Below are 23,879 nucleotides of genomic sequence, written 5' to 3' on the forward strand. Positions count from 1 at the left end.
GCGGCAAGGGCCTGGATCAGTGATCGCCGAACTCGTACTTGGCCTGCACATAGATCGCACGCCCGTAAGCGTTGTACAGGTAGTTGTTGTACGGCTGGCCGCTGGTGCCGGCGAAGCTGAAGCGCTGGTTGTCCGGCATCTTGTTGAACACGTTGTTGACCATCAGCGACAGGGTCAGGTTGTCCAACGCACGGTAGTTCACGCTCAGGTTGTAAGTGGTGTAGGAGCCCCACTTGCCTGCCTTGTAGCCGGAGCTGTGGACGTAGTCGTAGCCATTGCCCACGTACGCCATGTAGTTCGGCGTCTTGCCAATGTAGTTGGCGTACAGGGTGGTGGTCCACTTGTCCTTGGCCCAGCCGACCGAACCATCGGCGCGCACCTTGGCGTACGAGTCGTACACCCACATCGCGTACGGGTCACGCAGCAGGTCCAGGAACTCATCGCCCGGCTGCGGCTGCAGTTCGCGCTTGAGCATGTCGGTGTAGTTGCCCGAGAACTGAAGCGAACCGAAGCGGCCCATGTCGTGCACGTACTTGAAGCTGGCGGTCAGCGCTTCCAGGTTCTGGCGGGCGACGTTCATCTTCGGGGTATAGATCTCGTCCAGCACGCCGGACGCATCGCGGGTGATCCAGTCGTTGACGTTCTGGCAGCTGGCCGAGGTGTTGTTGGCCTGGCCGCCACGGCAGTAGTACTCAGCCAGCAGCAGCTGGTCGGAGCTGAGCGTATCGACCTCGTTCTTGATCTTCCAGTTGTAGTAGTCCACCGACAGCGACAGGTTGTTGATCGGTGCCCACACAACACCTGCATTCCAGACGTCGGCGGTGATCGGCTCCAGGTCCGGATTGCCGGCGCGGGTGCCGAACACCGAGACGCTGTCATACGGGCAACCGGTGGTGTTGGCCGGGTCGTAGCCCAACTGGCCGCAGCGGTAGTAGTCGGTGGAGCCGTTGGCGTAGTAGCCGCTACGGCCCTGGAACGCGTCGGACAGCGTCGGAGCGCGGAACGCCGTACCGTACTTGCCGCGGAACAGCAGGCTTTCGATCGGACGGAACTCGACGCCGATGCTGTAGGTGGACTTGTCGACGGTGTTGCTGCCGATCTTGAAGGCGTCGTAGCGACCGGAACCGGTCACCGTCAGCATGTCATGCAGGGGCAGGCGCAGTTCGCCGGTCACCGCATAGTTGCTGCGGTGGCCAGCACCGGAGACCGCCGTGGTGCCCCAGACGCTGCCATCCATCAGGCCCGGATCGGGGCTGTAGTCCCAGCCTTCGCTTCCACCTTCAACGACCACGGCCAGGCCGGCGTCGCCGCCGGGCAGCTTGAACAGTGATCCATTGGTGACCTGTGCACGGGCCAGGTTCTGCCAGGTGCGGCTCTGGCTGTAGCTGTAGCCGGTGAAGGTCTGGAAGTCACCGGCCGGCAGCGGCGCGTAGAACGCTTCCCAGTTCGGACTGTAGATGTCGTAGCCGGTGCTGGTGGTTCCCAGCACCGGGCCGAGCACGCGCTGTTCGAAGTAATCGTTGATCGGGTCATTCCAGCGCACGAAGTTGCGCTCGGTCAGCTTGTACTCGCCGCGGGTGAAGCTGAGGCTGTAGTCCCAGTTGCCGGCCGTGCCGCGGCCGCCCAGCGTCACCTGATAGGCCTTGTTGCGGTCGGTGTTCATGATGTCGCGGTAGCCGGCGCCGCCGATGTCTTCCGGGGCGAACACGCGCTGCAGGTTCATGTACTGGCCGCTGGCCTGGTCGTAGAAGCGGCCCCAACCGGAAGAGGTGCCCCACCAGGTGTAGCCGGAACCCGTTGCGTACTTGACCTCTTCCAGGCTGTACAGCGCATCGCCGAACAGCTGGAAATTGTCATTCACGTCGAAGGTGGCAGAGCTGTAGATCTGCGCGCTTTCCTTGCCGTTCTTGATGGTCTTGTAGCCGGTGCCATAGGTCGAGCCACATGCCTGGCCGGTGGGCCGGGTGCCGAGCACCGTGGTGCCATCGAACTGCCCGGCCACATTGGCGCACAGGTTCGGATCCATCATGGCGTAGGCGTTGTTGGCCGCCGGCAGCAGCACCAGGAAGTCGTTGGAAACGTACTGCGGGCTGTAGCCGTCGGGGTTGTTGACCTTGGTCAGATCGCGTTGGTAGCCCCAGATCGGGCTGGTCTTTTCGTACTGCACGTTGACCAGCGCGTGGAAGCGGTCATCGACACCATTGAAGCCGCGGGCGCCGCTGAAGCGGAAGCTGTTGCCGCCGCCTTCGCTGTAGGCGCCGCCACGGACGTTGAGGACGCCACCATCCATGCGTTCCTTGAGGATGATGTTGACCACGCCAGCGATCGCATCGGAGCCATACAGTGAGGACTGGCCGCCCGGCAGGATCTCGATGCGCTCGACGATGTCGATCGGAATGCCGCTGATGTTGTTGAACGTATCGCCGCCGTTGTACAGCGCCGGATATGAAAGCATCGGGCGGCCGTTGATGAGGTACTTGGTGTAACCCGGGCTGAGGCCGAACATGCCGGCGGCTTCGGCGCCCTGGGTGAACGAGGCCGAGGTCTGGCCACCCTGCAGGCCGCCAGTGGACAGCGAGGACTGCTGCAGGACATCGGCAACGCTGGTGAAGCCGCGGGTCTGGATGTCCTCTGCGGTCACGGTCAGGACCGGCGTGTGGTTCTCGATCTCGGTCTGCGGAATCAGCGAACCGGTGACCGTCACGCGGTCAAGCTGGGTCGGTGCATTGCCGCTTTGCGCCAGGGCCGTGCCGGAGGCGAGCAGTGTGCCGAGCAGGGCGAGCGTCAGTGGGTGGCGCGAGAGTGTGGAACGATGGCGAGACATGGAAAATCCCCGTAGTTAGCGATGTCTTGGCTACCGGCTTCCGTGTCGGCTTAACGATCTGTTCAGTTGCATTCCATTCAGCCGGACCGTAACACGCACTTAACGCAGGGAACACACGATCGTCATTTCGTCAATCGGGCTTTTGCCTGAAAAATGGCGATATATCAATGACTAACGCCAATTGTTTTGGAGTGTTTCAAAAGATGACGATATGAAGGGCATTCTTTCGTAGTGCATTTGCTGCTTCTGCATCAATGCTTTGCCGAAGGCTTCCTGGAACCAAAAAAAAGGCCCCGCCGAAGCGGGGCCTGGTCCAGACACGAAGTCCGGAAAACGACGGGATCAGAAGTTGTACTTGACCTGGGCCGAGATCTGGCGGCCGTAGACGCTGTAGAAGCCGTCATTGAACGGGGTCGATTCGTTGCCCGGGTAGTTGTAGCGCTGGCCTTCCGGCAGCTTGTTGAACACGTTGTTGACCATCAGCGACAGGACCAGATCTTCCTGTGCCTGGTAGTTCATGCTCAGGTTGTACGTGGTGTACGAACCCCACTTGCCGGCCTTGGCGCCGGAGGAGTGAACGTAGCCGTAGCTGCGGCCGGTGTAGGCCAGGTAGTTCGGGGTGCTGCCGACGTAATTGGCGTACACGGTGGTGGTGAACTTGGCGATGTTCCAGGCCACCGACAGATCGCCGCGGACCTTGGCGAAGTTGTCGTAGTACCACATGTTGTACGGATCGCTCAGCAGATCCAGCTTGGCGGCACCCGGCATCGGCTGCACTTCACGCTTCAGCATGTTGGTGTAGTTGCCGGAGAACATCAGCGAGCCGAAGCGGCCGATATCCTGCTGGTACTTGGCCGCCACGGTCACCGCTTCCAGGTTCTGGCTGGCAACGTTGAGCTTCGGCGTGTACACGCGGGTCAGGTTGCCACCGGCATCGCGGGACACCCAGTTGGTCACGTCACCGCAGCTGGCCGAGGTGTTGTTCGGCAGGCCGTTGTGGCACTGGTACTCGGCCAGCAGCAGCTGGTCGCTGCTGAGGGTCTTGACCTCGTTCTTGATCTTCCAGTTGTAGTAGTCGGCCGACAGCGAGAAGTTGCTGACCGGGGCCCACACCACGCCTGCGCTCCAGACGTCGGCGGTGATCGGCTTCAGGTCCGGGTTGCCGGACTTTTCGCTGTACACCGAGGTGTTCTTGTAGAACGAGCAGGCCTCGTCACGCAGGCCGTAGCCCAGCTGGCTGCAGCGGTAGTAGTCGTTCTGGCCGGACGAGTACGAACCGCTCATGCCCTGGAAGGCATCGGACAGGGTCGGCGCGCGGAAGGCGGTACCGTACTTGCCGCGCAGCAGCAGGCTCTCGATCGGACGGAATTCCAGACCGATGCTGTAGGTGGCCTTGTCGACGGTCTTGTCGGCGATCTTGAAGGCGTCATAGCGGCCCGACGCGCTGACGGTCAGCTTGTCGTGCAGCGGCATGCGCAGCTCGCTGGTGACCGCATAGTTGCTGCGGTGGCCGGCGCCGGCGACGGCGGTGGTGCCCCACACGTTGCCCTTGACGAACGCCTGGTCCGGCGAGTAGTCCCAACCTTCGCTGCCACCTTCCAGCACAACGGCCAGGCCGGCGTCACCGCCCGGCAGGCTGAACAGCGAGCCGTTGGTCACCTGCACGCGGCCCAGGTTCTGCCAGGTCTTGCTGCGGTGGGTACCGTAGCCGGTGAAGCTGGCGAACTGGTCCGGAGTGATCGGCGAGTAGAAGGCCGCGTAGTCCGGGTTGTAGATGTCGAAGCCATCAGCGGTGGTACCCAGGCGCGGGCCCAGTACGTTTTCGCGGAAGAAGCCATCGATCTTGTCCTTCCAGCGCACGAAGCGGTTCTGGTCCAGGCGGTACTCACCACGGGTGAAGCTGGCGCTGTAGTCCCAGTCGCCGACCATGCCCTTGCCGCCCAGGGTGACCTGGTAGGCACGGCTTTCGTCGGAGTTCATGATGTTGTTGTAGTGGCCCGGGCCGATTTCTTCCGGCGCGAAGGCGCGCTGCAGGTTCACGACCTTGCCCAGGCCCTGGTCGTAGAAGCTGCCCAGGCTCGACTTGGTGCCCCACCACAGGGCGCTGGAGCCGGAGGTGAACTCGGTCTTTTCCTTGCTGTACAGCACATCGGCGAACAGCTGGAAGTTGTCGTTCACGTCGAAGGTCATCGACGAGTAGAACTGGCCGCTGTTCTTGCCGTTCTTCAGGGTCTTGTAGCCGGCGCTGTACACCGAACCGCAGGACTCGCCCGACGGGCGCTGGCCGACCACAGTGGTGCCGTCATACAGCCCAGCGACGTTCGCGCAACGGCTCGGGTCCATCATCAGCAGCTTGTTGTCAGCGTTGGTGATGACGGCGAAGTCGTTCGACGGGACCTGGGCGGTGTAGCCGACCGGGTTGTTCTGGCGGGTAATGTCGCGCTGGTAGCCCCAGATCGGGCTGCCGTTCTCGATCTGCACGTTGAACAGTGCATGGAAGCGGTCGTCGAAGGCGTTGATGCCCTTGGCGGCGCTGAAGCGGATGTTGCTGCCACCGCCTTCGGTGTAGGTGCCGCCACGGAGGGTCATGGTGCCGCCGTCCATGCGCTCCTTCAGGATGATGTTGACCACACCGGCGATTGCGTCCGAGCCGTACAGCGAGGACTGGCCGCCCGGCAGCACTTCGATGCGCTCGACGATGTCGATCGGAATGCCGCTGATGTTGTTGAAGGTTTCGCTGCCGTTGTACAGCGCCGGATACGAGAGCATCGGGCGGCCGTTGATCAGGTACTTGGTGTAGCCCGGGTTCAGGCCGAACATGCCGGCAGCTTCGGCGCCCTGGGTGAACGAACCCGAGGTCTGGCCACCCTGCAGGCCGCCGGTGGTCAGCGACGACTGCTGCAGCACTTCAGCAACACTGCTGAAGCCGCGGGTCTGGATGTCTTGGGCGGTGATGGACATCACCGGGGTCTGGGTTTCAACCTGGGTCTGCGGGATCAGCGAACCGGTGACGGTGATCTTGTCCAGGTTGGTCGCCTTGTCCTGGGCCATTGCCGGGGCGGCGGCCATCAGAGCGGAAATCAGGGCGACGGCGAGCGTGTTGCGACGTGCGGTGTTGCTTACGTAGTTCATGTAGTTCCATTGGAGAGCAAAAACAAAAACGGCACTGCGCATGCGCCATCGCGCGGGCTGGAAATGCCAGCTCCGCAGCCCAAAACAGTGCGGGTCGAACGTAACATGAACTTAACAATCTGTGCACGAATCTGTAGCAATCCTGAATTTCAGTCAGGTTACGTCCAGCTTGTATGATGCTCGGTTATTCCCCCTGACCCCGCCGGTGCTCGTTGTGAACAGTTCTCCCCGCCGTCCCCATGCAAGCCAGGTCCAGAAGGGACTTACGCCGCATGCCCGCATCCGCAACGTGATCGCGGTTGGTTCGGGCAAGGGCGGCGTCGGCAAGTCGACCACTGCGGTCAATCTGGCCGTGGCCCTGCAGCAGCTCGGCGCACGCGTGGGCGTGCTTGATGCGGACATCTACGGGCCGAGCGTGCCGGCCATGCTGGGCCTGTCCGGTCGCCCGGAAAGCCCCGACAACAAGAGCATCGAGCCGCTGCGTGCGTTCGGCGTGGACACCATGTCGATCGGCTACCTGATCGAAGAAGACACGCCGATGATCTGGCGTGGGCCGATGGCCACCTCGGCGATGACCCAGCTGTTCAATGACACCCTGTGGGATGACCTGGACTACCTGCTGATCGACCTGCCGCCGGGCACCGGTGACATCCAGCTGACCCTGACCCAGAAGATCCCGCTGGCCGGCGCGGTGATCGTCACCACCCCGCAGGACATCGCCACGCTGGATGCGAAGAAGGCGCTGAAGATGTTCGAGAAGGTCGAGGTGCCGGTGCTCGGCATCGTCGAGAACATGGCGGTGCATACCTGCAGCAGCTGCGGGCATGTCGAGCACCTGTTCGGCGAGGGCGGCGGCGAGCGCATGGCCGCGCAGTACGGCGTGCCGTTGCTGGGTTCGTTGCCGCTGCAGATCGGCATCCGCGAGCAGGGCGATTCCGGTACCCCGATCACCGTGGCCCAGCCGGATTCGGTCCCGGCCCAGGCCTACCGCCATGCCGCCCAGCGCCTGATCGAGGAGGTTGGCAAGCGTCCGCGTGCCTCGATCCCGATCCTGTCGTCGCTGCTGTAAGTGCCAGGGCAGGGGCCGCCGGCGACGCCCGGCCCCCTGCTAGAATCCTCGCGCCCCCTCGTACCCCAGGACAAAGCATGAGCATCAAGAGTGACCGTTGGATCCGCCGCATGTCCGAGCAGCACGGCATGATCGAGCCGTTCGAGGCCGGGCAGGTCAAGCAGGCCAACGGCGAGCGCATCGTCAGCTATGGCACCTCCAGCTACGGCTACGACGTGCGCTGCTCGCGCGAGTTCAAGGTGTTCACCAACATCAACTCGACCATCGTCGATCCCAAGCACTTCGATCCGGGCAGCTTCGTGGATATCGTCGGCGATGAATGCATCATCCCGCCCAACAGCTTCGCGTTGGCGCGCACCGTGGAGTACTTCCGCATCCCGCGCGACACCCTGGTGGTGTGCCTGGGCAAGAGCACCTACGCGCGCTGCGGCATCATCGTCAACGTGACCCCGCTGGAGCCGGAGTGGGAAGGCCACGTCACCCTGGAATTCAGCAACACCACGCCGCTGCCGGCACGCATCTACGCCAATGAAGGCGTGGCGCAGATGCTGTTCTTCCAGGCGGCCGCCGATGACATCTGCGAGACGTCGTACCGCGATCGCGGTGGCAAGTACCAGGGCCAGACCGGCGTGACCCTGCCGAGGACCTGAGCGGCGCGCCATCGCATGACGAAAACGCCGGGCATGCCCGGCGTTTTCATGGGTGCGGCCACACGCTGCGCTCGCCGGGCATGGCCCGGCGCCAGCTTATTTCCCGCGACCGAACAGCATCGCGATGCCCACGCCCACCAGTGCCACCGGCCACCAGGTCAACAGCAGCTTGGACAGGTTCAGGTGCGTCCAGCCGAGGTTGCTGGCGAGCATGAACAGGCCGATCAGGATCAGCAGGACGGCGGCAACGAGGTTGAATCGCATCGGGTCGGCAAACGCTCAGGACTGGGCTGGATATCCTAGCCGTTCCTTCCAGTAGGCGACATGCTGGTCCAGCGCACCCGGCTCGTAGCGGTGCGCGGGGCCACTGCCCCAGACCGGGCCCGGCCACGCGGGGTCGCCGTCATGGCGGCCGATCACATGGAAGTGCAGCTGGCGCACGATGTTGCCCAGCGCCCCGATGTTGATCTTTTCCACCCCGTCGGCGCCCTTCAGGGCCTTGCAGGCGCGGTTGAGCTCGGTGCGCAGCTTGTCCTGCTGCTCGCCGTCCAGCTCGATCCACTCGGTCACCCCGGCCAGGCGCGGTACCAGCACCAGCCAGGGGAATCGTTCGTCGTTCATCAGCCGCACTTGCGACAACGGTCCTTCCGCCACCAGCACGCTATCGGTGGCCAGGCGTGAATCGAGTTCGAATTCGCTCATCCAAGATGCTCCGAGAAGAAGTCCAGGGTGCGTTGCAGCGCCAGGGTGGCGCTGTCTGGATCATACGCATGTCCGACCTCCCGGTTGAAGGCGTGGTCGGCCGGATAGACGAAGGTGGCCATCTGCGGCAGCTTCTCGCGATGGGCCTGCACGGCCTCCGGCGGAATGCTCTTGTCCTGGGCACCGAAGTGGAAGATCACCGGGGCCTTGGGTGTCTCATCCAGGAACTGGACGTTGCGCGCACCGTAGTAGCTGACCGATGGCAGGCCCAGGCGCAGCGCGGACAGCATCGCCACCGTGCCGCCCCAGCAGTAGCCCACCGTGCCGACCTTGCCGTAGGGGGCCAGCCGGGTCGCTGCGGCACGGACCACCTCCAGCGCCTTCTCCATGCCCAGTGCGCTGACCCGTTCCAGGCCCTGCTTCACGCCGTCGGCGTCATAGGGCAGGGCGTCCGGATCGGCTTCTGTGCCGTCAATCAGGTCGAAAAAGGACGGCGCCAGCACCGCATAGCCTTCGGCCGCGAAGCGCTCGGCCACGCCGCGGATGTGCGGGTTGGCGCCGAAAATTTCCTGCACCACAACCAGCCCGCCACGCGGGGTACCTTCCGGCAGGGCGTGCCAGGCCCGTACCGGGCCGTGATGCGTATCCAGGGTGATCCACTCGGCCATCGTTTCCATCTCGTTGCGGGGAACAGAGCGGCATTGTCGGCGCTGCGTGGGTTAGCGCGGTGTCAGCGGCTGTGCGTGATCGGGCGGCTGGCCATTCAGAGCGCGGCCGCCAACCCCGGTATACTGGCGCCCTTTCAGGCCCCGGCCCCCAGGAACCCCTGCCACGACGGCAGGGGCCCAGGCCCCCAGAGTCCCGCGATTCCATGTCCCAGCTGAACCCCAAAGTCGGCTTCGTCAGCCTTGGCTGCCCGAAGGCCCTTGTCGATTCCGAACGCATCCTTACCCAGCTCCGCTCGGAAGGCTACGACATCGTGCCGTCCTACGATTCGGCCGACGTGGTGGTGGTCAATACCTGCGGCTTCATCGATTCGGCGGTGACCGAGTCGCTGGACGCGATCGGCGAGGCGATGAACCAGAACGGCAAGGTCATCGTCACCGGCTGCCTGGGCAAGCGCCCGGAGCAGATCCGCGAGGCGTACCCGAACGTGTTGGCGGTATCCGGCCCGCAGGACTACCAGAGCGTGATGGAAGCGGTGCACGAAGCGCTGCCGCCCAAGCACGATCCGTTCGTGGACCTGGTGCCCGACTACGGCATCAAGCTGACCCCGCGTCACTATGCCTACCTGAAGATTTCCGAGGGCTGCAACCACAAGTGCAGCTTCTGCATCATTCCGTCGATGCGCGGCAAGCTGGTCTCGCGCCCGGTGGATGAAGTGCTGCGTGAAGCAGAGCGCCTGGTGCGTGGTGGCGTGCGCGAGCTGCTGGTGGTTTCGCAGGACACCTCGGCCTATGGCGTGGACGTGAAGTACGCCGAGAAGATGTGGCGCGACAAGGCCTACCAGACCCGCCTGAAGGCGCTGTGCGAAGGCCTGTCCGAGCTGGATGGGTGGGTGCGCATGCACTACGTCTACCCGTACCCGCACGTGGACGAGGTGGTGCCGCTGATGGCCGAAAACCGCATCCTGCCGTACCTGGACATCCCGTTCCAGCATGCCAGCCCGCGCATCCTGCGCCTGATGAAGCGCCCCGGCGCGGTCGAGAAGACCCTGGAGCGCGTGCAGAACTGGCGCCGCATCGCGCCGGACATCACCGTGCGTTCCACCTTCATCGTCGGCTTCCCCGGCGAGACCGAGGCCGAGTTCGAAGAGCTGCTGTCGTTCCTCGACGAAGCGCAGCTGGACCGCGTCGGCGCGTTCGCCTATTCGCCGGTCGAGGGTGCCACCGCCAACGACCTGCCGGATGCGGTTCCGGAGGAAGTGAAGCAGGAGCGCCTGGCCCGTTTCATGGAAAAGCAGGCGCAGATTTCCGCTGCGCGCCTGGAGGCCAAGATCGGCACCGTGCAGCAGTGCCTGGTCGACGCCATCGAAGGCGATATCGCGGTGGCCCGTTCCAAGGCCGATGCCCCGGAGATCGATGGCCTGGTGCACATCCAGAATGCCGACCAGGTGCCGTTGCGCGTGGGTGAGTTCGTCGACGTGGACATCACCGAGAGCGACGAGCACGACCTGTACGGTGACGCGCTGCCGGCCGCCACCCGCCCGGCATTCGATCTCAAGATGCTGTGACCGCGGCGACGACCGCCGCCGGTGACGGGGGCGGCGTCCGCCGTTTCGTGCCGCCGCCGCGTGCGGCGGTCGATCCACAGGTGTTCGGGCACCCGGTGTTTGCCGGATTGCGCGACGTTCGTGATCTGTTGGAAGGCCCGGAGTGGCCGTCCATTGCAGCGCTCGAGGCACGCCTCGCGCTACCGGGCAAGCAGCTGGTCGAGCAGGATGCCATGCTGCTGGCCGACGGCCTGCACTACGAAGCCCGCATCGCACAGGGCCGCATCGCCACCCGCGCCGACAACTGGCATGACCTGTTCAACGCACTGGTGTGGGCCCACTACCCGCAGCTCAAGCAGGCGCTCAATGCGCAGCAGTGCCGGCATATCGAGGCGATGCCGCCGGGTCAGCGCAACCGCGCGCAGGCGGCACTGACCCAGTTCGACGAAACCGGCGTGATCGTGCGTGTGCGCGATCACACGCTGCTGGCTGCCTGGGATGTGCACGACTGGTGTGCGCTGTTCGAATCGAGACACTGGCTGAGCGGCGACATCGCCATCGCTGCGGTATTCGGGCACGCGCTGATGGAGCAGGCGCTGCTGCCGGGCCGCCGGCTGGTGGGCAAGTGCGTGGTGGTGCACGGCAAAGCCGATGTCACCTGCGTTGACGCAGTGACCGCGGCCATCGCCGAAGGCAGGGCAGTGACCGATCCCCTGCAGTTGCGTCCGCTGCCGTTGGCTGGAGTTCCGGGCTGGCACGAGAGACAGGACGCCGACTTCTATGCAGATGCCGAGTACTTCCGCCCGTTGCGTGCCGGCCGCCAGTATCCGCCGCCGTTGCACGGGGCTATGTAGAGTCGACTGTCAGTCGACTGCTCTTCGTTCCGAGGCCGTGAACGCCTGACAGATGGCTTCGGCGAGTTGAGGATCGCGGTGCGTTTGCCGTCCGGCTGCGGAGGTTTGTGCCGCGCTTCGCGCGGTAGTCGACTGACAGTCGACTCTACAACGGCTCGTATTCCACCCCGATTACCGCAAAGGTGAACTGGCCGCCGGGCAGCTCCACCGAGAATTCATCATCCAGCCGCTTCTTCAGCAGTGCACGTGCCAGCGGCGAATCGATGCTGATCCAACCCAGGCCTGCGTCGGTCTCATCCGGGCCGACAATGCGATAGCGGCTGGTGTCGCCACTGTCCACGTTCTCCAGTTCCACCCACGCACCAAAGAACACCGCCTGAGGATCGGTCGGCGTGGTGTCGACCACGCGCAGCGATTCCAGCCGCTTGGTCAGGTAGCGCACGCGGCGGTCGATTTCACCCAGCTGCTTCTTGCGGTAGGTGTACTCGGCGTTTTCCGAACGATCGCCTTCCGCGGCAGCAGCGGCCAGCGCCTTCACCACCTCGGGGCGGCGCAACCGCCACAGCTCATCCAGTTCGGCCTTCAACCGGGCGTGGCCGGAGGCGGTGATCAGGGCGGTACTCTTTTCTGCAGGGGGGCGCCAACGCGACATGTGGTGCAACTTCTTTTCAGGGGAACGATGGGGCCGGGTCCTTTCCACAGGAAAGGCCTCCGACCCCGGGAGGGCAGGTCAGCGTTTGCCGCCGAAGATGCCGCCCAGCAGGCCGCGCACGATCTGGTTGCCCAGCTTGGTGCCAACGGTACGCGTGGTCTGCTTGGCCATGGTCTCGATCATGCCCTGGCGGCGCTTGGTGCCGAAGATTGCATCCTTGATCGCCTGGCCGAAACCGCCTTCCTGCGCTTCGTCCTGCTCGCGGCTGCGGGCGGCGGGAGCCTGCGCCTGCTCGACTGTTTTCTGCGCACGCTGGGCCAGCAGCTCGGCGGCCGATTCGCGGTTGATCGTGGTGTCGTAGCGGGTGCCGACCGGGCTGCCTGCACGCACCTGGGCGCGCTCGGCCTCGGTGATCGGCCCCATCCGGCAGCGCGGCGGTGCGATCATCGTCTGCTGCACCGGCATCGGCACGCCCTTGTCCTGCAGCGTGGAGACCAGTGCTTCGCCGGTACCGAGCTGACTGAGCACCTTGGCCACGTCCAGCTTCGGATTCGGTACGAAGGTCTCGGCAGCGGTCTTCACCGCCTTCTGGTCGCGCGGGGTGAACGCACGCAGTGCGTGCTGTACGCGGTTGCCGAGCTGGCCGAGGATGTTGCCCGGTACGTCGTCGGGGAACTGCGAGCAGAAATACACGCCCACGCCCTTGGAGCGGATCAGGCGCACCACCTGCTCGATGCGCTGCACCAGTGAGGCCGGTGCGTCGTCGAACAGCAGGTGGGCCTCGTCGAAGATGAAGACCAGCTTCGGCTTGTCCAGGTCGCCCACCTCCGGCAGCTGCTCGAACAGCTCCGACAGCAGCCACAGCAGGAAGGTGGAATACAACTTGGGCTTGAGCACCAGCTGGTCGGCGGCGAGGATGCCGATCACGCCGCGGCCGTCGTGATTGACCCGCATGATGTCGGCCAGTTCCAAGGCCGGTTCGCCGAAGAAGTTCTCGCCGCCATCCTGTGCCAGGCGCAACACCGAGCGCTGGATCGCAGCGATGGACTGCGCGCTGACCAGACCGTACTCGGTGGAGATGTCCTTGCGCTCCTCGGCGACCAGGCCGAGCAGGGCGCGCAGGTCATCCATGTCCAGCAGCAGCAGGCCGCGATCGTCGGCCAGCTTGAATACGATATCGAGCACCCCGGCCTGGGTGTCGTTCAACTCGAGGATGCGTGCCAGCAGGGTCGGGCCCATTTCGCTGACCGTGGTGCGCACCGGGTGCCCGAGCTTGCCGTACAGGTCCCAGAAAATGGTCGGGCTGGCGGCCGGCGCGTAGTCGGCCACGCCGATCTCGGCGGCGCGCTTGAGCAGGTTCTCGGCACCGGTGCCGGGCACGGCCAGGCCGGACACATCGCCCTTCACATCGGCCAGGAACACCGGCACGCCCAGCCGCGAGAAGCCCTCGGCCAGGGTCATCAAGGTCACGGTCTTGCCGGTACCGGTGGCGCCGGCCACCAGGCCGTGGCGGTTGCCGAGTTTCGGCAGCAGGGTGACGGCAATATCGTCGGTGATGCCTTTGCCGAGCAGAATCGGATCCATGGTCCAGCCCTTGTGGTGAATAGCCCAATGTTAACCGCCGGCGGTGACGGGCCGAAGGTCGGCTTGCCCGGACCTTGGCGGCGCCGCTACTCTGCCTGCCTGTTTCGCACACAGTGCCATCAATGCCCGTTCCTGTCCTGATTTCCCGCGGTTGGCCGCTGCTGGCCCTGGCCGGCCTGGTTTCCCTGGCGCCCGACGCCCATGCGCAGCGGGTTTCGGCCCGGGACAAGGTGAAGGTGGATGCGCTGCAGCAGCGCATGACCGCCGCCGAGAAGCGCTACAGCGATGCGCTGCTGCTGGTCGCCAATGCCGACCCCAAGGGCAGCAACGAGGCGGACGCCGCGCTGGAGGACATGGAAGATGTCCTCAACGACTGCGTGAAGCAGAAGGGCTGCCAGATGGGCACCCTGCTGGCCAGCTACAAGCGCCTGCTCAAGCATGATGCTGATGCCGCTGCCAGCGATGACGTGGCCGACGAGGGTGGTGACCGCCTGGAAGCCGACCCCGACCATATCGGCCCGCTTACCGCCGACGTGCCGGAGGCCGCGCGCGCTGCAGCGCTGCTCAACGACAAGCGACATGCCTTCGACACCATGGTCGAGTACAACCCCGCCGTGCAGGCCGGCATCCGGCGCTGGTTGACCGACATGCGCCCGGCGCTGCTGACCAGCTACGAGAACTACCAGAACCTGCGCGCGGTGATGTGGCCGGAGTGGGAAAAGCGTGGTCTGCCGGAGGCGCTGCTGTTCGGCATCATGGCCAAGGAGTCCAACGGCCGTGTGCATGCCTCCTCGCGTGCCGGCGCCGCCGGGCTGATGCAGTTCATGCCGGCCACCGGCCGCCGCTTCGGCCTGGGCCCGGACGGCACCGGCTTCGACACGCGCTTTGACGCACGCAGTGCCGCCGAGGCCAGCGCCAGTTATCTCAACGAGCGCCTGCGCGAACTGAACAACAACGTGGAAATGTCGGTGGCCGCCTACAACGGTGGCGAAGGCCGCGCCGCGCGCGTGTTCAAGCAGAGCGGTGGCCAGAGTTTCTGGACCGACAGCGTCTACAACCAGTTCCCCGGTGAAACCAAGGACTACGTGCCGATGGTGATCGCCGCGGCCTGGATCTTCCTGCACCCGCAGCAGTACGGTGTGGAGCTGCCGAAGATCAGTGCGCAGCCGGCCACGCTGCGCCTGGCCAAGTCCACCACCATCTACGAACTGACCATCTGCCTGGGCAGCCACGGCACCCGTGATGGCTACATGCGCGCGCTGCGCAATCTCAACCCGCGCTATGAGGCCGATGGCTGGATTCCGGCCGGCACGCTGATCAACGCCACCACCCGCATTGCCGGCCTGTACCAGCGCAACTGCGTCAGTGGCCCGCGTGCCGACCTGGCCCGCACCCTGATCACCGCCGATCTGAACGCGGCGATCAAGCGCCCGACCGCCGCCAACTACACCGGCAGCGTGGCCGTGGGCGGCGTGGTGCCGGTGGCCGACGCCGCAGCCTCCACCAGCGTGCCGACCACACCGGTCGCTCCGGTAGCCACGCCGCGCCCGGCGGCACGGCCGAAGCCGGTGCGCAGCCACAAGGTGGGCCGGGGTGAGACCCTGGGCGCCATTGCCGCGAAGTTCCAGTGCGACGTGCCGACCCTGGCCCGCGCCAACGGCCTGAAGGCCCCGGCCTACAGCCTGCGCCACGGCCAGACGCTGAAGCTGCAGGGCTGCGACAAGTAATCCCCCCGACCCTGGAATCCGCATGGACCTCGAAGACACCCGCAACCTGTTCGCCAACCTCCGCGAAAACACCGACTGGGACATCACCGGCCCGTTGCTGTGGGGGTACTTCTTCGTGCACTCCACTGCCGAGCCGTTGCAGGCACTGGCGCAGCACCTGCAGGCGCAGGGCTATACCTTCGTGGAACTGTTCGAGCAGGAGCCGGAAGAGGGCGACGCGCCGTTCCACGTGCTGCACGTGGAGCGTGTGGAGATCCACGACGAAGCCTCGCTGGACCGCCGCAACCAGGAATTCGCTGCGCTGGCCGCGGAAAAGGGCGTGGAAGACTACGACGGCATGGACGTCGGCCCGGCCCCAGCCCTGCAGTAACGCGCGTACCGGTAGTGCCGGCCGCTGGCCGGCAATGCTCGTCGCGTTGGATCAACGGAGATGCCGGCCAGCGGCCGGCACTACCGAAGCCTCAGCGCAGCTTCGCCAGCGCCTGGCCCAGCTGCACCGGGCTTTCAGCGCCCAGCTGCGGGGCGAAGTCAGCCACGCCCGGCGGCAGCAGCACGATCACGGTGGAGCCGTAGTTGAAGCGCGCCATCTCGGCGAAACGCTCCAGCTGGATGCCCTGGCCGCGGTAGTCCTTGCGGGTGATGCGGTCACCGTAGGCCGGAATTTCTTCGCCGCTCCACACGGTTTCCACGCCGGACACCAGCAGCGCACCGACCATCACGCTGACCATCGGGCCGAAGCTGGTATCGAAATGGCAGACCAGGCGCTCGTTGCGCGCGAACAGGCGCGGCACGCCGTTGACGGCGGCCGGGCCGACGCTGAACAGGCGGCCGGGCACGTGCACGGTTTCGCGCAGGGTGCCGGTCCACGGCATGTGCACGCGGTGGTAGTCGCGCGGCGACAGGTACACGGTGGCGTACAGGCCGTCGTTGTACGGCTTGGCGTCCTCGTCACTGCCCAGCAGTTCGGCGGCGGTGAACGACTGGCCCTTGGCCTGGAAGATGCGGCCGGCTTCGATCCTGCCGAGCTGGCTGATGCGGCCGTCGGCCGGCATCACCAGGCTGCGCGGATCGGCATCGGCCACGCGCGCGCCCGGTTTCAGTGCACGGGTGAAGAACTGGTTGAAGGTGGCATAGCTGCGCGGGTCCGGGTTGGCCGCTTCGTCCAGATTGACGTTGAACTTGCGGGTGACCGTGTCGATCAGCCAGCGCGACACGCGCGGATCGTCCGAGTACGCCAGCGAACGCGCCATCGAGGACAGCAGGCGGTGGGGCAGGGCGTACGTCAGGGCGGTGGTGAGGCTCATGGGGCGGTTTTCTTGGTCAGCTTCTGCAGGTCGCGGGCAATGGCCGGCGCGTTGAACGGGGGGCGCACCAGGCCGGCAAGGCGGCCCTGCGGGTCGAGCACGGCCAGGCTGGCCGAATGCTCGACGGTGTAATCCTCGGGGTTCTCGTCGAAGTGCTTGCCTGGCACCTTCTGGAACACGAAGCCCAGCGAGGTGGCGAAGCGCTCCAGCGAGGGAACGTCGGCGGTGGCGGCCAGGGTGTCCTTGTGGAAGCCGTGCACGTACTCGCCCAGGCGGGTGGCGCTGTCACGGTCCGGGTCGACCGAGATGAACAGCACGCGCGGGCGCAGGCTGTCGGGCAGGGCCTCCCACTGGTTCTGCGCGCCGGCCAGCTCGGCCAGGGTGGTCGGGCAGACGTCCGGGCAGAAGGTGAAGCCCAGGAACACCAGGGTCCAGTGACCCTTCAGTTCGCCCGGGATCAGCCGGGTACCGTCGGACTGGGTCAGATTGAAATCGGGCAGTTCGCGCGGCTGCGGGTACAGGGTGATCGCTTCGGTGGCCGGGGCATTGGCCGGCGGCTTCGGCGCGAACACCTGCTGGGCGGCCAGCAGGCCGAGACCTGCCGCCAGGGCGATCAGCAGGATGATGCCGGCGTTGCGATTGAACATGGGAGCCCCCGCGCGAAGTGGGCTCCATCATACCGGCTGCGGCCCGATCGTTTCTGCCGCAACGGATGCCGCCGCGGGCGTCAGCCCCTATAATCGAGGGCCACTTTGCCCGCAGTACCGCCATGACCGCTGAAACGGCCGCCGAACTCCACACGATCATCGATCTGATCCGCTACGGCACCAGCCGTTTCAACGAAGCCGGGCTGACCTTCGGTCACAGCTACGACAATGCGCTGGACGAGGCCACCCAGCTGGTGCTGCACAGCCTGCACCTGCCGCACGACCTCGGCCCGGCGTACGGCCAGGCGCGTCTGCTGCAGGAAGAGAAGGTGCGTGTGCTGGAACTGTTCCAGCGCCGCATCGACGAACGCATCCCGGCCGCCTACCTGACCGGTGAGGCCTGGTTCGCCGGTCTGAGCTTCAAGAGCGACAAGCGCGCCCTGGTGCCGCGCTCGCCGATCGCTGAACTGATCGAGTGCGGCTTCGAACCGTGGTTGGCCGGCCGCGATGTCAGCCGTGCGCTGGACCTGTGCACCGGTTCGGGCTGCATCGCCATCGCCATGGGCCACTATTACCCGAACTGGGAAGTGGACGGTGTCGACCTGAGCGACGACGCGCTGTCGCTGGCCGAGGAAAACAAGGAACGCCTGCAGGCGCACAACGTGACCCTGCTCAAGTCGGACCTGTTCAACGGCCTGACCGGTCGCCACTACGACCTGATCGTCACCAACCCCCCGTACGTCACCAACGACGAGACCGATGCCCTGCCGCAGGAATACTCCTACGAGCCGGAGATGGGGCTGCGTGCCGGCGACGACGGCCTGGACCTGGTGCTGAAGATCCTGCGCGATGCGCCGCTGCACCTGAGCGAAGACGGTCTGCTGATCTGTGAAGTGGGCGAGTCCGAGCAGCACCTGATCAAGCTGCTGCCGGAAGTCGACTTCGCCTGGATCGAATTCAAGGTCGGCCAGATGGGCATCTTCGCGGTCGAATGCCGCGAGCTGATCGCCCACAGCGCGCGCATCACCGAGCTGGCGGCGCAGCGCCCGTGAGCTCCAATTCGTTCGGCAAGCTGTTCACCGTCACCACGTTCGGCGAGTCGCACGGGCCGGCCATCGGCTGCGTGATCGATGGCTGCCCTCCGGGGCTGGCGCTGGACGCGGCCGAATTCGCCCATGACCTGCAGCGTCGCGCTACCGGCAAGAGCCGCCACACCTCGGCGCGCCGCGAGGCGGACGAGGTCGAGATCCTGTCCGGCGTGTACGAGGGCCTGACCACCGGCACGCCGATCGCCCTGCTGATCCGCAACACCGACCAGCGCAGCAAGGACTACGCCAACATCGGCCAGCAGTTCCGGCCGGGCCATGCCGACTACAGCTACTGGCACAAGTACGGCATCCGCGACCCGCGCGGTGGCGGCCGTTCTTCCGCGCGCGAGACCACCATGCGCGTGGCCGCCGGCGTGGTCGCCAAGAAATGGCTGGCCGAGCGCTTCGGCGTGACCGTGCGCGGCTACCTGTCGCAGCTGGGCGAGATCACCCCGGCCGGTTTCGACTGGTCGGCGGTGGAAGACAATCCCTTCTTCTGGCCGCACGCCGCACAGGTGCCGGAACTGGAGGCGTACATGGATGCGCTGCGCAAGTCCGGTGATTCGGTCGGTGCGCGCGTGGACGTGGTGGCCGACAACGTGCCGCCAGGCTGGGGCGAGCCGATCTACGGCAAGCTCGATGGCGAACTGGCTGCCGCGCTGATGAGCATCAACGCGGTGAAGGGCGTTGAGATCGGCGACGGTTTCGCCAGCGCCGCGCAGAAGGGCACCGGACACCGCGACCTGCTGACCCCGCAGGGCTTCGCCAGCAACCATGCCGGCGGCATCCTCGGTGGCATTTCCACCGGCCAACCGGTGGTCGCGTCGATCGCGTTGAAGCCGACCTCCAGCCTGCGCCTGCCGGGCCCGTCGCTGGACACGGCCGGCAACGTGGTCGAGGTGGTCACGACCGGTCGCCACGATCCCTGCGTCGGCATCCGCGCCACTCCGATCGCCGAGGCGATGGTGGCGATGGTGCTGATGGACCAGGCGCTGCGTCATCGCGCGCAGTGCGGCGATGTCGGCACGATCACCCCGCGTATTCCCGGGCAGATCGATGGCTGACACGCGGCCGACCGTGTGGGTGAGCCAGCCGCTGATCGACGCGGCCATCGCGCCGCTGCGCGATCGCGTGCAGCTGCGCAGCACCGACACCGTCACCGCTTGGTCACCCGACCAGATCGCCGAACAGCTGGCCAGCGCCGACGGCGCCATCATCACCCTCAACGAGCGCATCGGCGCAGCACAGGTGGCCGATGCCGCGCAGCTGCAGGTGATCGCCAATGTCGGTGTCGGCTACAACAACCTGGATGTCGACGCGCTTAGCGCGGCCGGCATCCTCGCCAGCAATACCCCGGACGTCCTGACTGAAACCACCGCCGATCTCGGTTTCGCTCTGTTGATGGCCGCCGCGCGCCGCATCACTGAATCCGAGCGCTGGCTGCGCGAAGGCCAGTGGAAGCAGTGGTCGTTCCAGACCATGCTCGGTGCCGACATCCACGGCAGTACGCTGGGCATCCTTGGCATGGGCCGCATCGGCCAGGGCATCGCCCGTCGCGGCGCGCACGGTTTCGGCATGAAGGTGCTGTACCACAACCGTTCGCAGCTTCCGGCCGCGACCGAAGCGGAGGTGGGGGCCCGTTACGTTGACCTGGACACGCTGCTGGCGCAGGCCGATCACCTGCTGCTGGTGCTGCCGTATACCCCGGCCTCGCATCACCTGATCGATGCCGCCGCACTGGCGAAGATGAAGCCGTCGGCGACGCTGGTGAACATCGCCCGCGGCGGCCTGGTCGATGAGATCGCGCTGGCCGATGCGCTGGCCAACGGCCGCCTTGCTGCAGCGGGTCTGGATGTGTACGAAGGCGAGCCAAAGGTACGCCCCGAACTGCTGGCGCTGCGCAACGTCGTGCTCACTCCGCACATCGGCAGCGCCTCGCTGGCCACGCGCACGGCGATGGTACAGCTGGCCGTGGATAATCTGGTTGCCGGGCTCGGCCTGGACGGCGGCCCGTCGCGCATGCCGAGCGCGATCAACGCTGACGCGGCGATGGCCGCGCGCGTGACTCTGGGCAAAAAAACCGGGAAACGATAGGGAACCTCCGCGCGCCCCGCTTGAGGAGGTTCCCCGAACCCAGCTGTCGTGCGTGTTTTTTCCCCATCCCCGTTTTCGTGAGAGTTTCCCCCATGAGCAATGCACAGCGCAGTTTCCACGTCGCCGTCGTCGGTGCCACCGGTGCGGTCGGCGAGACCATGTTGTCGATCCTGGCCGAGCGTGACTTCCCGGTCGGTACCCTGAGTGTCCTCGCTTCCGAGCGCTCGGCCGGCGGTGAGATCGAATTCAACGGCCAGAAGGTCAAGGTCCAGGACCTGGCCACCTTCGATCCGAGCGGCGTCGAGATCGCCCTGTTCTCGGCCGGCGGCAGCGTGTCCAAGGAATACGCACCGAAGTTCGCCGCAGCGGGTGCGGTGGTGATCGACAACTCCTCGGCCTTCCGTTACGACGATGACGTGCCGCTGGTGGTGTCCGAGGTCAACCCGGAGCAGGTCGCCAACCGTCCGCGCGGCATCATCGCCAACCCGAACTGCTCGACCATGCAGATGCTGGTGGCGTTGGCACCGCTGCACCGCAAGTACGGCATCGAGCGCATCAACGTCTCCACCTACCAGTCGGTGTCCGGCGGTGGCCGTTCGGCAACCGAGGAGTTGGGCAAGCAGACCGGCCAGCTGCTGAGTTTCCAGGAAATCGATCCGCAGCGCTTCCCGGTGCAGATCGCCTTCAACCTGATTCCGCACATCGACGACTTCCAGGACAACGGCTTCACCAAGGAAGAGATGAAGCTGATCTGGGAGACCCGCAAGATCCTCGGCGACGACAGCATCCTGGTGAACCCGACTGCGGTGCGCGTGCCGGTGTTCTACGGCCACTCCGAGTCGGTCGCGATCGAGACCCGCGATAAGGTCACCGTGGCCGAAGCACGCGCGCTGCTGGAGCAGTCGCCGGGCATCGAAGTGGTCGATCGTCACGAAGCCGGTGGTTACCCGACCCCGGTCACGCATGCGTCGGGCACCGACGCGGTGTACGTCGGCCGCATCCGTGAGGACCTGTCGCACCCGCGCGGCCTGAACCTGTGGATCGTGTCGGACAACGTGCGCAAGGGCGCGGCGTTGAATGCCGTGCAGCTGGCCGAGCTGGTCGCCGCCGAGCAGCGCTGATCACAGCGGTTGCCTCACCGGTAGTGCCGGCCGCTGGCCGGTATTGCCGTGATGGGGGCGTGCGTGTGTGCCGGCCAGCGGCCGGCACTACCGAAGGTCTCCCATCGGTGGGTGCGGACCCCGGTCCGCACGCTTTATAGTGTCGCCCATGAATAAACGGGCCAAGGGCGCAAAGCGCCCGCTCACCTATCTGTCCGCCGCACTGCTCGCCCTGGCCAGCAGTTCGGCGCTTGCCCTGGGGTTGGGCGACATCCGGGTCCTGTCCAAGCCGGGCCAGCCCCTGCTGGCCGAAATCCCGGTGGTCTCGGCGGACCCGTCCGAACTGGAAAACCTGCGCGTGGCGCTGGCCTCACCGGTCACCTTCGAACGTGTCGGCCTGCAGCGGCCAACCGGACTGGTCAGTGAACTGCAGTTCGAACTGACCCGCGACACGCAGGGCAGGGCGGTGGTGCGCGTCACCTCGCAGGCGCCGGTGGAGACGCCGTCGCTCAGCTTCCTGATCGAAGCCGACTGGGGCCAGGGCCGCCTGGTGCGTGAGTACTCGGCACTGGTCGATGCGCCGCCCAGTGCGTTGGCCGTGGCCGAGCCGGAAATCGTCGCGCCGGCCGGTACGCTCTCCAATACCATCGTGCGTGAACCAGCACCGGCTTCGGTGCCAGCAGCAGAGACGCCCACGACGCCGCCACCAGCGGTGGCGCCAGCACCGGCACGCCCGCGTGCGGCCTCCGCGCCAGTTGCTGCACCGGCGGCCGATGGCAGCATCACCGTGCAGCGCGGGCAGACCCTGTCGGAGATCGCCAGTGCGGTGGCACGTGGCAACCAGGTCAGTCGCGACCGCGCGATGATCGCCCTGCTGCGTGCCAATCCCGAAGCCTTCATCCGCGGCAACGTCAACCTGCTCAAGCAGGGTGCGGTGCTGCGCATGCCCGGCAGTGATGCGCTTGCTGCGGTCGACGCTGCCGAAGCGGCGACGCTCGTGCGCGAGCATGCCGCGCAATGGCGGCAGGCGCGTACCGTGCCGCAACCGGTGGGCATGGCCGCACCGGTTGCCAAGGCGGCAGCCACGAACGCTTCTTCCCCGGCCGCGGCCAATGGGGCACGACTTGAGATTGCTCCGGCGCTGGCGTCCGACGCCGCGCACGCGGGCACAACCACCGGCACCGCTGCCGGCAGCGAGGGTGACATGCTGGGCAACGAACAACTGCGCCAGGCGCGTGAGGACATCGCCACCCGCGATGCCGAGATCGGCGAGCTGAAGCAGCGCGTGGCCGACCTGGAAAAGCTCAAGGAACAGCAGCAGTCGCTGATCGCGATGAAGGACAACGATCTGGCCGCCGCGCAGCAGCGCCTGGCGCAGGCACCGGATGCCCGCGATGCGGCAACGCCGTGGTACTGGCTGGGGCTGCCGGTGCTGCTGCTGGCGGCGGGCGCCGCCTGGCTGCTGCGTCGTCGCAAGCCGTCGCCGCTGCCGCCGTTGCGTGAGGAAGACGATGCCGCCGGCCTGGCCGCAGCGGTGCCGGCGGGTGCGGCGCTGGATACGCTGGCCGAGCAGTCCTCGTGGTCATCGGCTGTTGCCGGCAACGGCCGCCAGGAACCGGCGATGCCCGACTGGGCGACCGAAACCGAAGTGCACGACGTAGTGGTCGCCGAACCTGTCGCCGAGCGCGCGGTACGGGCCGAATGGCAGGCCGAGACACTGCGCGACGAGGACGCGGTGGCCTTGCCCGAAGCGGTGACCGATCTGCCGCGCTGGGACGATTCCGCAACCACCGCCGACGAGGTTGTCGTCGCCGTGCCGCTGCAGGACGAACGCGTTGTACCGCAGGCGCCGGCCGACGTGGCGGTGCCGGATTACGCACTGCATGCCGAACAGCAGCCGCAGTTCCGCGGCGTGTTCGATCTGCCGGCCGACGCGCATGACAACGAGGCGCCGGCGGATGCCGCTCATCCCGAAGCCATCGACGGCATCGACCATGGCAGCATCGAGGTCTCTCATTCCGACGACATCGCGTCGAGCGCAGCCGCGCCTGCCGGCGACGCCGGCTGGTCGCCACGTGCCGGCCAGGAGCGCCTGGAACTGGCCATTGCCTACCTCGATCTGGGCGACGCGCAGACGGCGCGCACCCTGTTGCTGGAAGTCGCCGAAGGCGGTGACCTGCACAGCCAGGCCCAGGCCCGTGAACTGCTGGCGCGCCTGCCGTGACCGAACCTGCCGACAA

At 66.0% G+C, this 23,879-nt stretch carries 20 protein-coding genes; 11 read left to right on the top strand and 9 right to left on the bottom strand.

From position 1 onward, the window contains the following. Positions 1 to 16 precede the first annotated feature (16 nt). Together ACX9OT_RS05385 and ACX9OT_RS05390 are read right to left on the bottom strand one after the other, a co-directional pair. The gene (locus ACX9OT_RS05385; RefSeq protein WP_049423807.1) at positions 17 to 2,824 is read right to left on the bottom strand and encodes a TonB-dependent receptor domain-containing protein; all 2,808 of its coding nucleotides are present in this window, start codon (positions 2,822 to 2,824) and stop codon (positions 17 to 19) included. Positions 2,825 to 3,166: 342 nt separating this feature from the next. Further along, on the bottom strand, positions 3,167 to 5,956 hold the full coding sequence (locus ACX9OT_RS05390) for a TonB-dependent receptor plug domain-containing protein (RefSeq protein ID WP_132810556.1): 2,790 nt from the start codon (positions 5,954 to 5,956) through the stop codon (positions 3,167 to 3,169). 214 nt (positions 5,957 to 6,170) lie between these two features. Here ACX9OT_RS05390 and apbC point away from each other — a divergent pair, with 214 nt between their 5' ends. Beyond that, positions 6,171 to 7,025, top strand: a complete 855-nt coding sequence (gene apbC / locus ACX9OT_RS05395) for an iron-sulfur cluster carrier protein ApbC (protein ID WP_026347084.1) — start codon at positions 6,171 to 6,173, stop codon at positions 7,023 to 7,025. A 77-nt stretch (positions 7,026 to 7,102) separates the two neighbouring features. Beyond that, positions 7,103 to 7,675, top strand: coding sequence for a dCTP deaminase (dcd, locus tag ACX9OT_RS05400; protein ID WP_010483020.1), 573 nt, complete (start codon positions 7,103 to 7,105; stop codon positions 7,673 to 7,675). Between the two features lie 96 nt (positions 7,676 to 7,771). Here the strand turns inward: dcd and ACX9OT_RS05405 are convergent, their stop codons facing one another. Genes ACX9OT_RS05405 through ACX9OT_RS05415 form a run of 3 tightly spaced genes read right to left on the bottom strand, consistent with a single transcriptional unit; the run spans position 7,772 to position 9,045 of the window. After that, positions 7,772 to 7,939 carry a LiaI-LiaF-like domain-containing protein gene (locus ACX9OT_RS05405; RefSeq protein ID WP_005418011.1) on the bottom strand — a complete coding sequence of 56 codons (168 nt, stop codon included), beginning with the start codon at positions 7,937 to 7,939 and terminating at the stop codon, positions 7,772 to 7,774. 15 nt (positions 7,940 to 7,954) lie between these two features. Next, positions 7,955 to 8,377, bottom strand: a complete 423-nt coding sequence (locus tag ACX9OT_RS05410; protein WP_049398714.1) for an HIT domain-containing protein — start codon at positions 8,375 to 8,377, stop codon at positions 7,955 to 7,957. Then, a complete protein-coding gene (locus tag ACX9OT_RS05415) occupies positions 8,374 to 9,045 on the bottom strand; it encodes a dienelactone hydrolase family protein (RefSeq protein ID WP_125895846.1) in 672 nt (223 codons plus the stop codon). Before ACX9OT_RS05415 ends, ACX9OT_RS05410 begins: the two co-directional genes overlap by 4 nt. Before the next feature lie 203 nt (positions 9,046 to 9,248). On the opposite strand from ACX9OT_RS05415, the gene rimO reads away from it, so the two are divergent. Beyond that, positions 9,249 to 10,610, top strand: coding sequence for a 30S ribosomal protein S12 methylthiotransferase RimO (gene rimO / locus ACX9OT_RS05420; RefSeq protein ID WP_459001310.1), 1,362 nt, complete (start codon positions 9,249 to 9,251; stop codon positions 10,608 to 10,610). After that, a complete protein-coding gene (locus ACX9OT_RS05425; RefSeq protein ID WP_459001312.1) occupies positions 10,607 to 11,443 on the top strand; it encodes a DUF3025 domain-containing protein in 837 nt (278 codons plus the stop codon). Before rimO ends, ACX9OT_RS05425 begins: the two co-directional genes overlap by 4 nt. 145 nt (positions 11,444 to 11,588) lie before the next feature. On the opposite strand, the gene greB is transcribed toward ACX9OT_RS05425, so the two are convergent. Then, a complete protein-coding gene (gene greB, locus ACX9OT_RS05430; protein WP_121504573.1) occupies positions 11,589 to 12,095 on the bottom strand; it encodes a transcription elongation factor GreB in 507 nt (168 codons plus the stop codon). Positions 12,096 to 12,173: 78 nt separating this feature from the next. Beyond that, entirely contained in the window at positions 12,174 to 13,679 is a 1,506-nt protein-coding gene (locus tag ACX9OT_RS05435) for a helicase HerA-like domain-containing protein (protein WP_049423817.1), read from the bottom strand. A gap of 122 nt (positions 13,680 to 13,801) precedes the next feature. On the opposite strand from ACX9OT_RS05435, the gene ACX9OT_RS05440 reads away from it, so the two are divergent. Together ACX9OT_RS05440 and ACX9OT_RS05445 are read left to right on the top strand one after the other, a co-directional pair. Beyond that, positions 13,802 to 15,406, top strand: coding sequence for a transglycosylase SLT domain-containing protein (locus ACX9OT_RS05440; protein ID WP_459001314.1), 1,605 nt, complete (start codon positions 13,802 to 13,804; stop codon positions 15,404 to 15,406). A gap of 22 nt (positions 15,407 to 15,428) precedes the next feature. Beyond that, on the top strand, positions 15,429 to 15,776 hold the full coding sequence (locus ACX9OT_RS05445; RefSeq protein ID WP_459001316.1) for a ribonuclease E inhibitor RraB: 348 nt from the start codon (positions 15,429 to 15,431) through the stop codon (positions 15,774 to 15,776). Positions 15,777 to 15,867: 91 nt separating this feature from the next. Here ACX9OT_RS05445 and asd read toward each other — a convergent pair whose 3' ends face one another. Together asd and ACX9OT_RS05455 are read right to left on the bottom strand one after the other, a co-directional pair. Beyond that, positions 15,868 to 16,710, bottom strand: a complete 843-nt coding sequence (gene asd / locus ACX9OT_RS05450) for an archaetidylserine decarboxylase (RefSeq protein WP_189720818.1) — start codon at positions 16,708 to 16,710, stop codon at positions 15,868 to 15,870. Then, positions 16,707 to 17,357, bottom strand: a complete 651-nt coding sequence (locus tag ACX9OT_RS05455) for an SCO family protein (protein WP_459001318.1) — start codon at positions 17,355 to 17,357, stop codon at positions 16,707 to 16,709. The genes asd and ACX9OT_RS05455 overlap by 4 nt, the downstream gene beginning before the upstream one ends. A gap of 122 nt (positions 17,358 to 17,479) precedes the next feature. On the opposite strand from ACX9OT_RS05455, the gene prmB reads away from it, so the two are divergent. From prmB to ACX9OT_RS05480, 5 genes are all read left to right on the top strand, one after another. After that, entirely contained in the window at positions 17,480 to 18,409 is a 930-nt protein-coding gene (gene prmB / locus ACX9OT_RS05460) for a 50S ribosomal protein L3 N(5)-glutamine methyltransferase (RefSeq protein WP_032128243.1), read from the top strand. Then, positions 18,406 to 19,509, top strand: a complete 1,104-nt coding sequence (gene aroC / locus ACX9OT_RS05465; protein WP_459001321.1) for a chorismate synthase — start codon at positions 18,406 to 18,408, stop codon at positions 19,507 to 19,509. The genes prmB and aroC overlap by 4 nt, the downstream gene beginning before the upstream one ends. Beyond that, complete coding sequence (locus tag ACX9OT_RS05470; RefSeq protein ID WP_049423825.1) at positions 19,502 to 20,539, top strand: 2-hydroxyacid dehydrogenase; 1,038 nt, start codon at positions 19,502 to 19,504, stop codon at positions 20,537 to 20,539. The genes aroC and ACX9OT_RS05470 overlap by 8 nt, the downstream gene beginning before the upstream one ends. Positions 20,540 to 20,631: 92 nt before the next feature. Beyond that, positions 20,632 to 21,660 carry an aspartate-semialdehyde dehydrogenase gene (locus ACX9OT_RS05475; RefSeq protein WP_012511725.1) on the top strand — a complete coding sequence of 343 codons (1,029 nt, stop codon included), beginning with the start codon at positions 20,632 to 20,634 and terminating at the stop codon, positions 21,658 to 21,660. Positions 21,661 to 21,808: 148 nt separating this feature from the next. Then, a complete protein-coding gene (locus ACX9OT_RS05480) occupies positions 21,809 to 23,863 on the top strand; it encodes a FimV/HubP family polar landmark protein (protein ID WP_459001323.1) in 2,055 nt (684 codons plus the stop codon). The last annotated feature ends 16 nt before the right edge of the window (positions 23,864 to 23,879 follow it).

It is taken from the genome of Stenotrophomonas genospecies 3, from assembly GCF_054473855.1.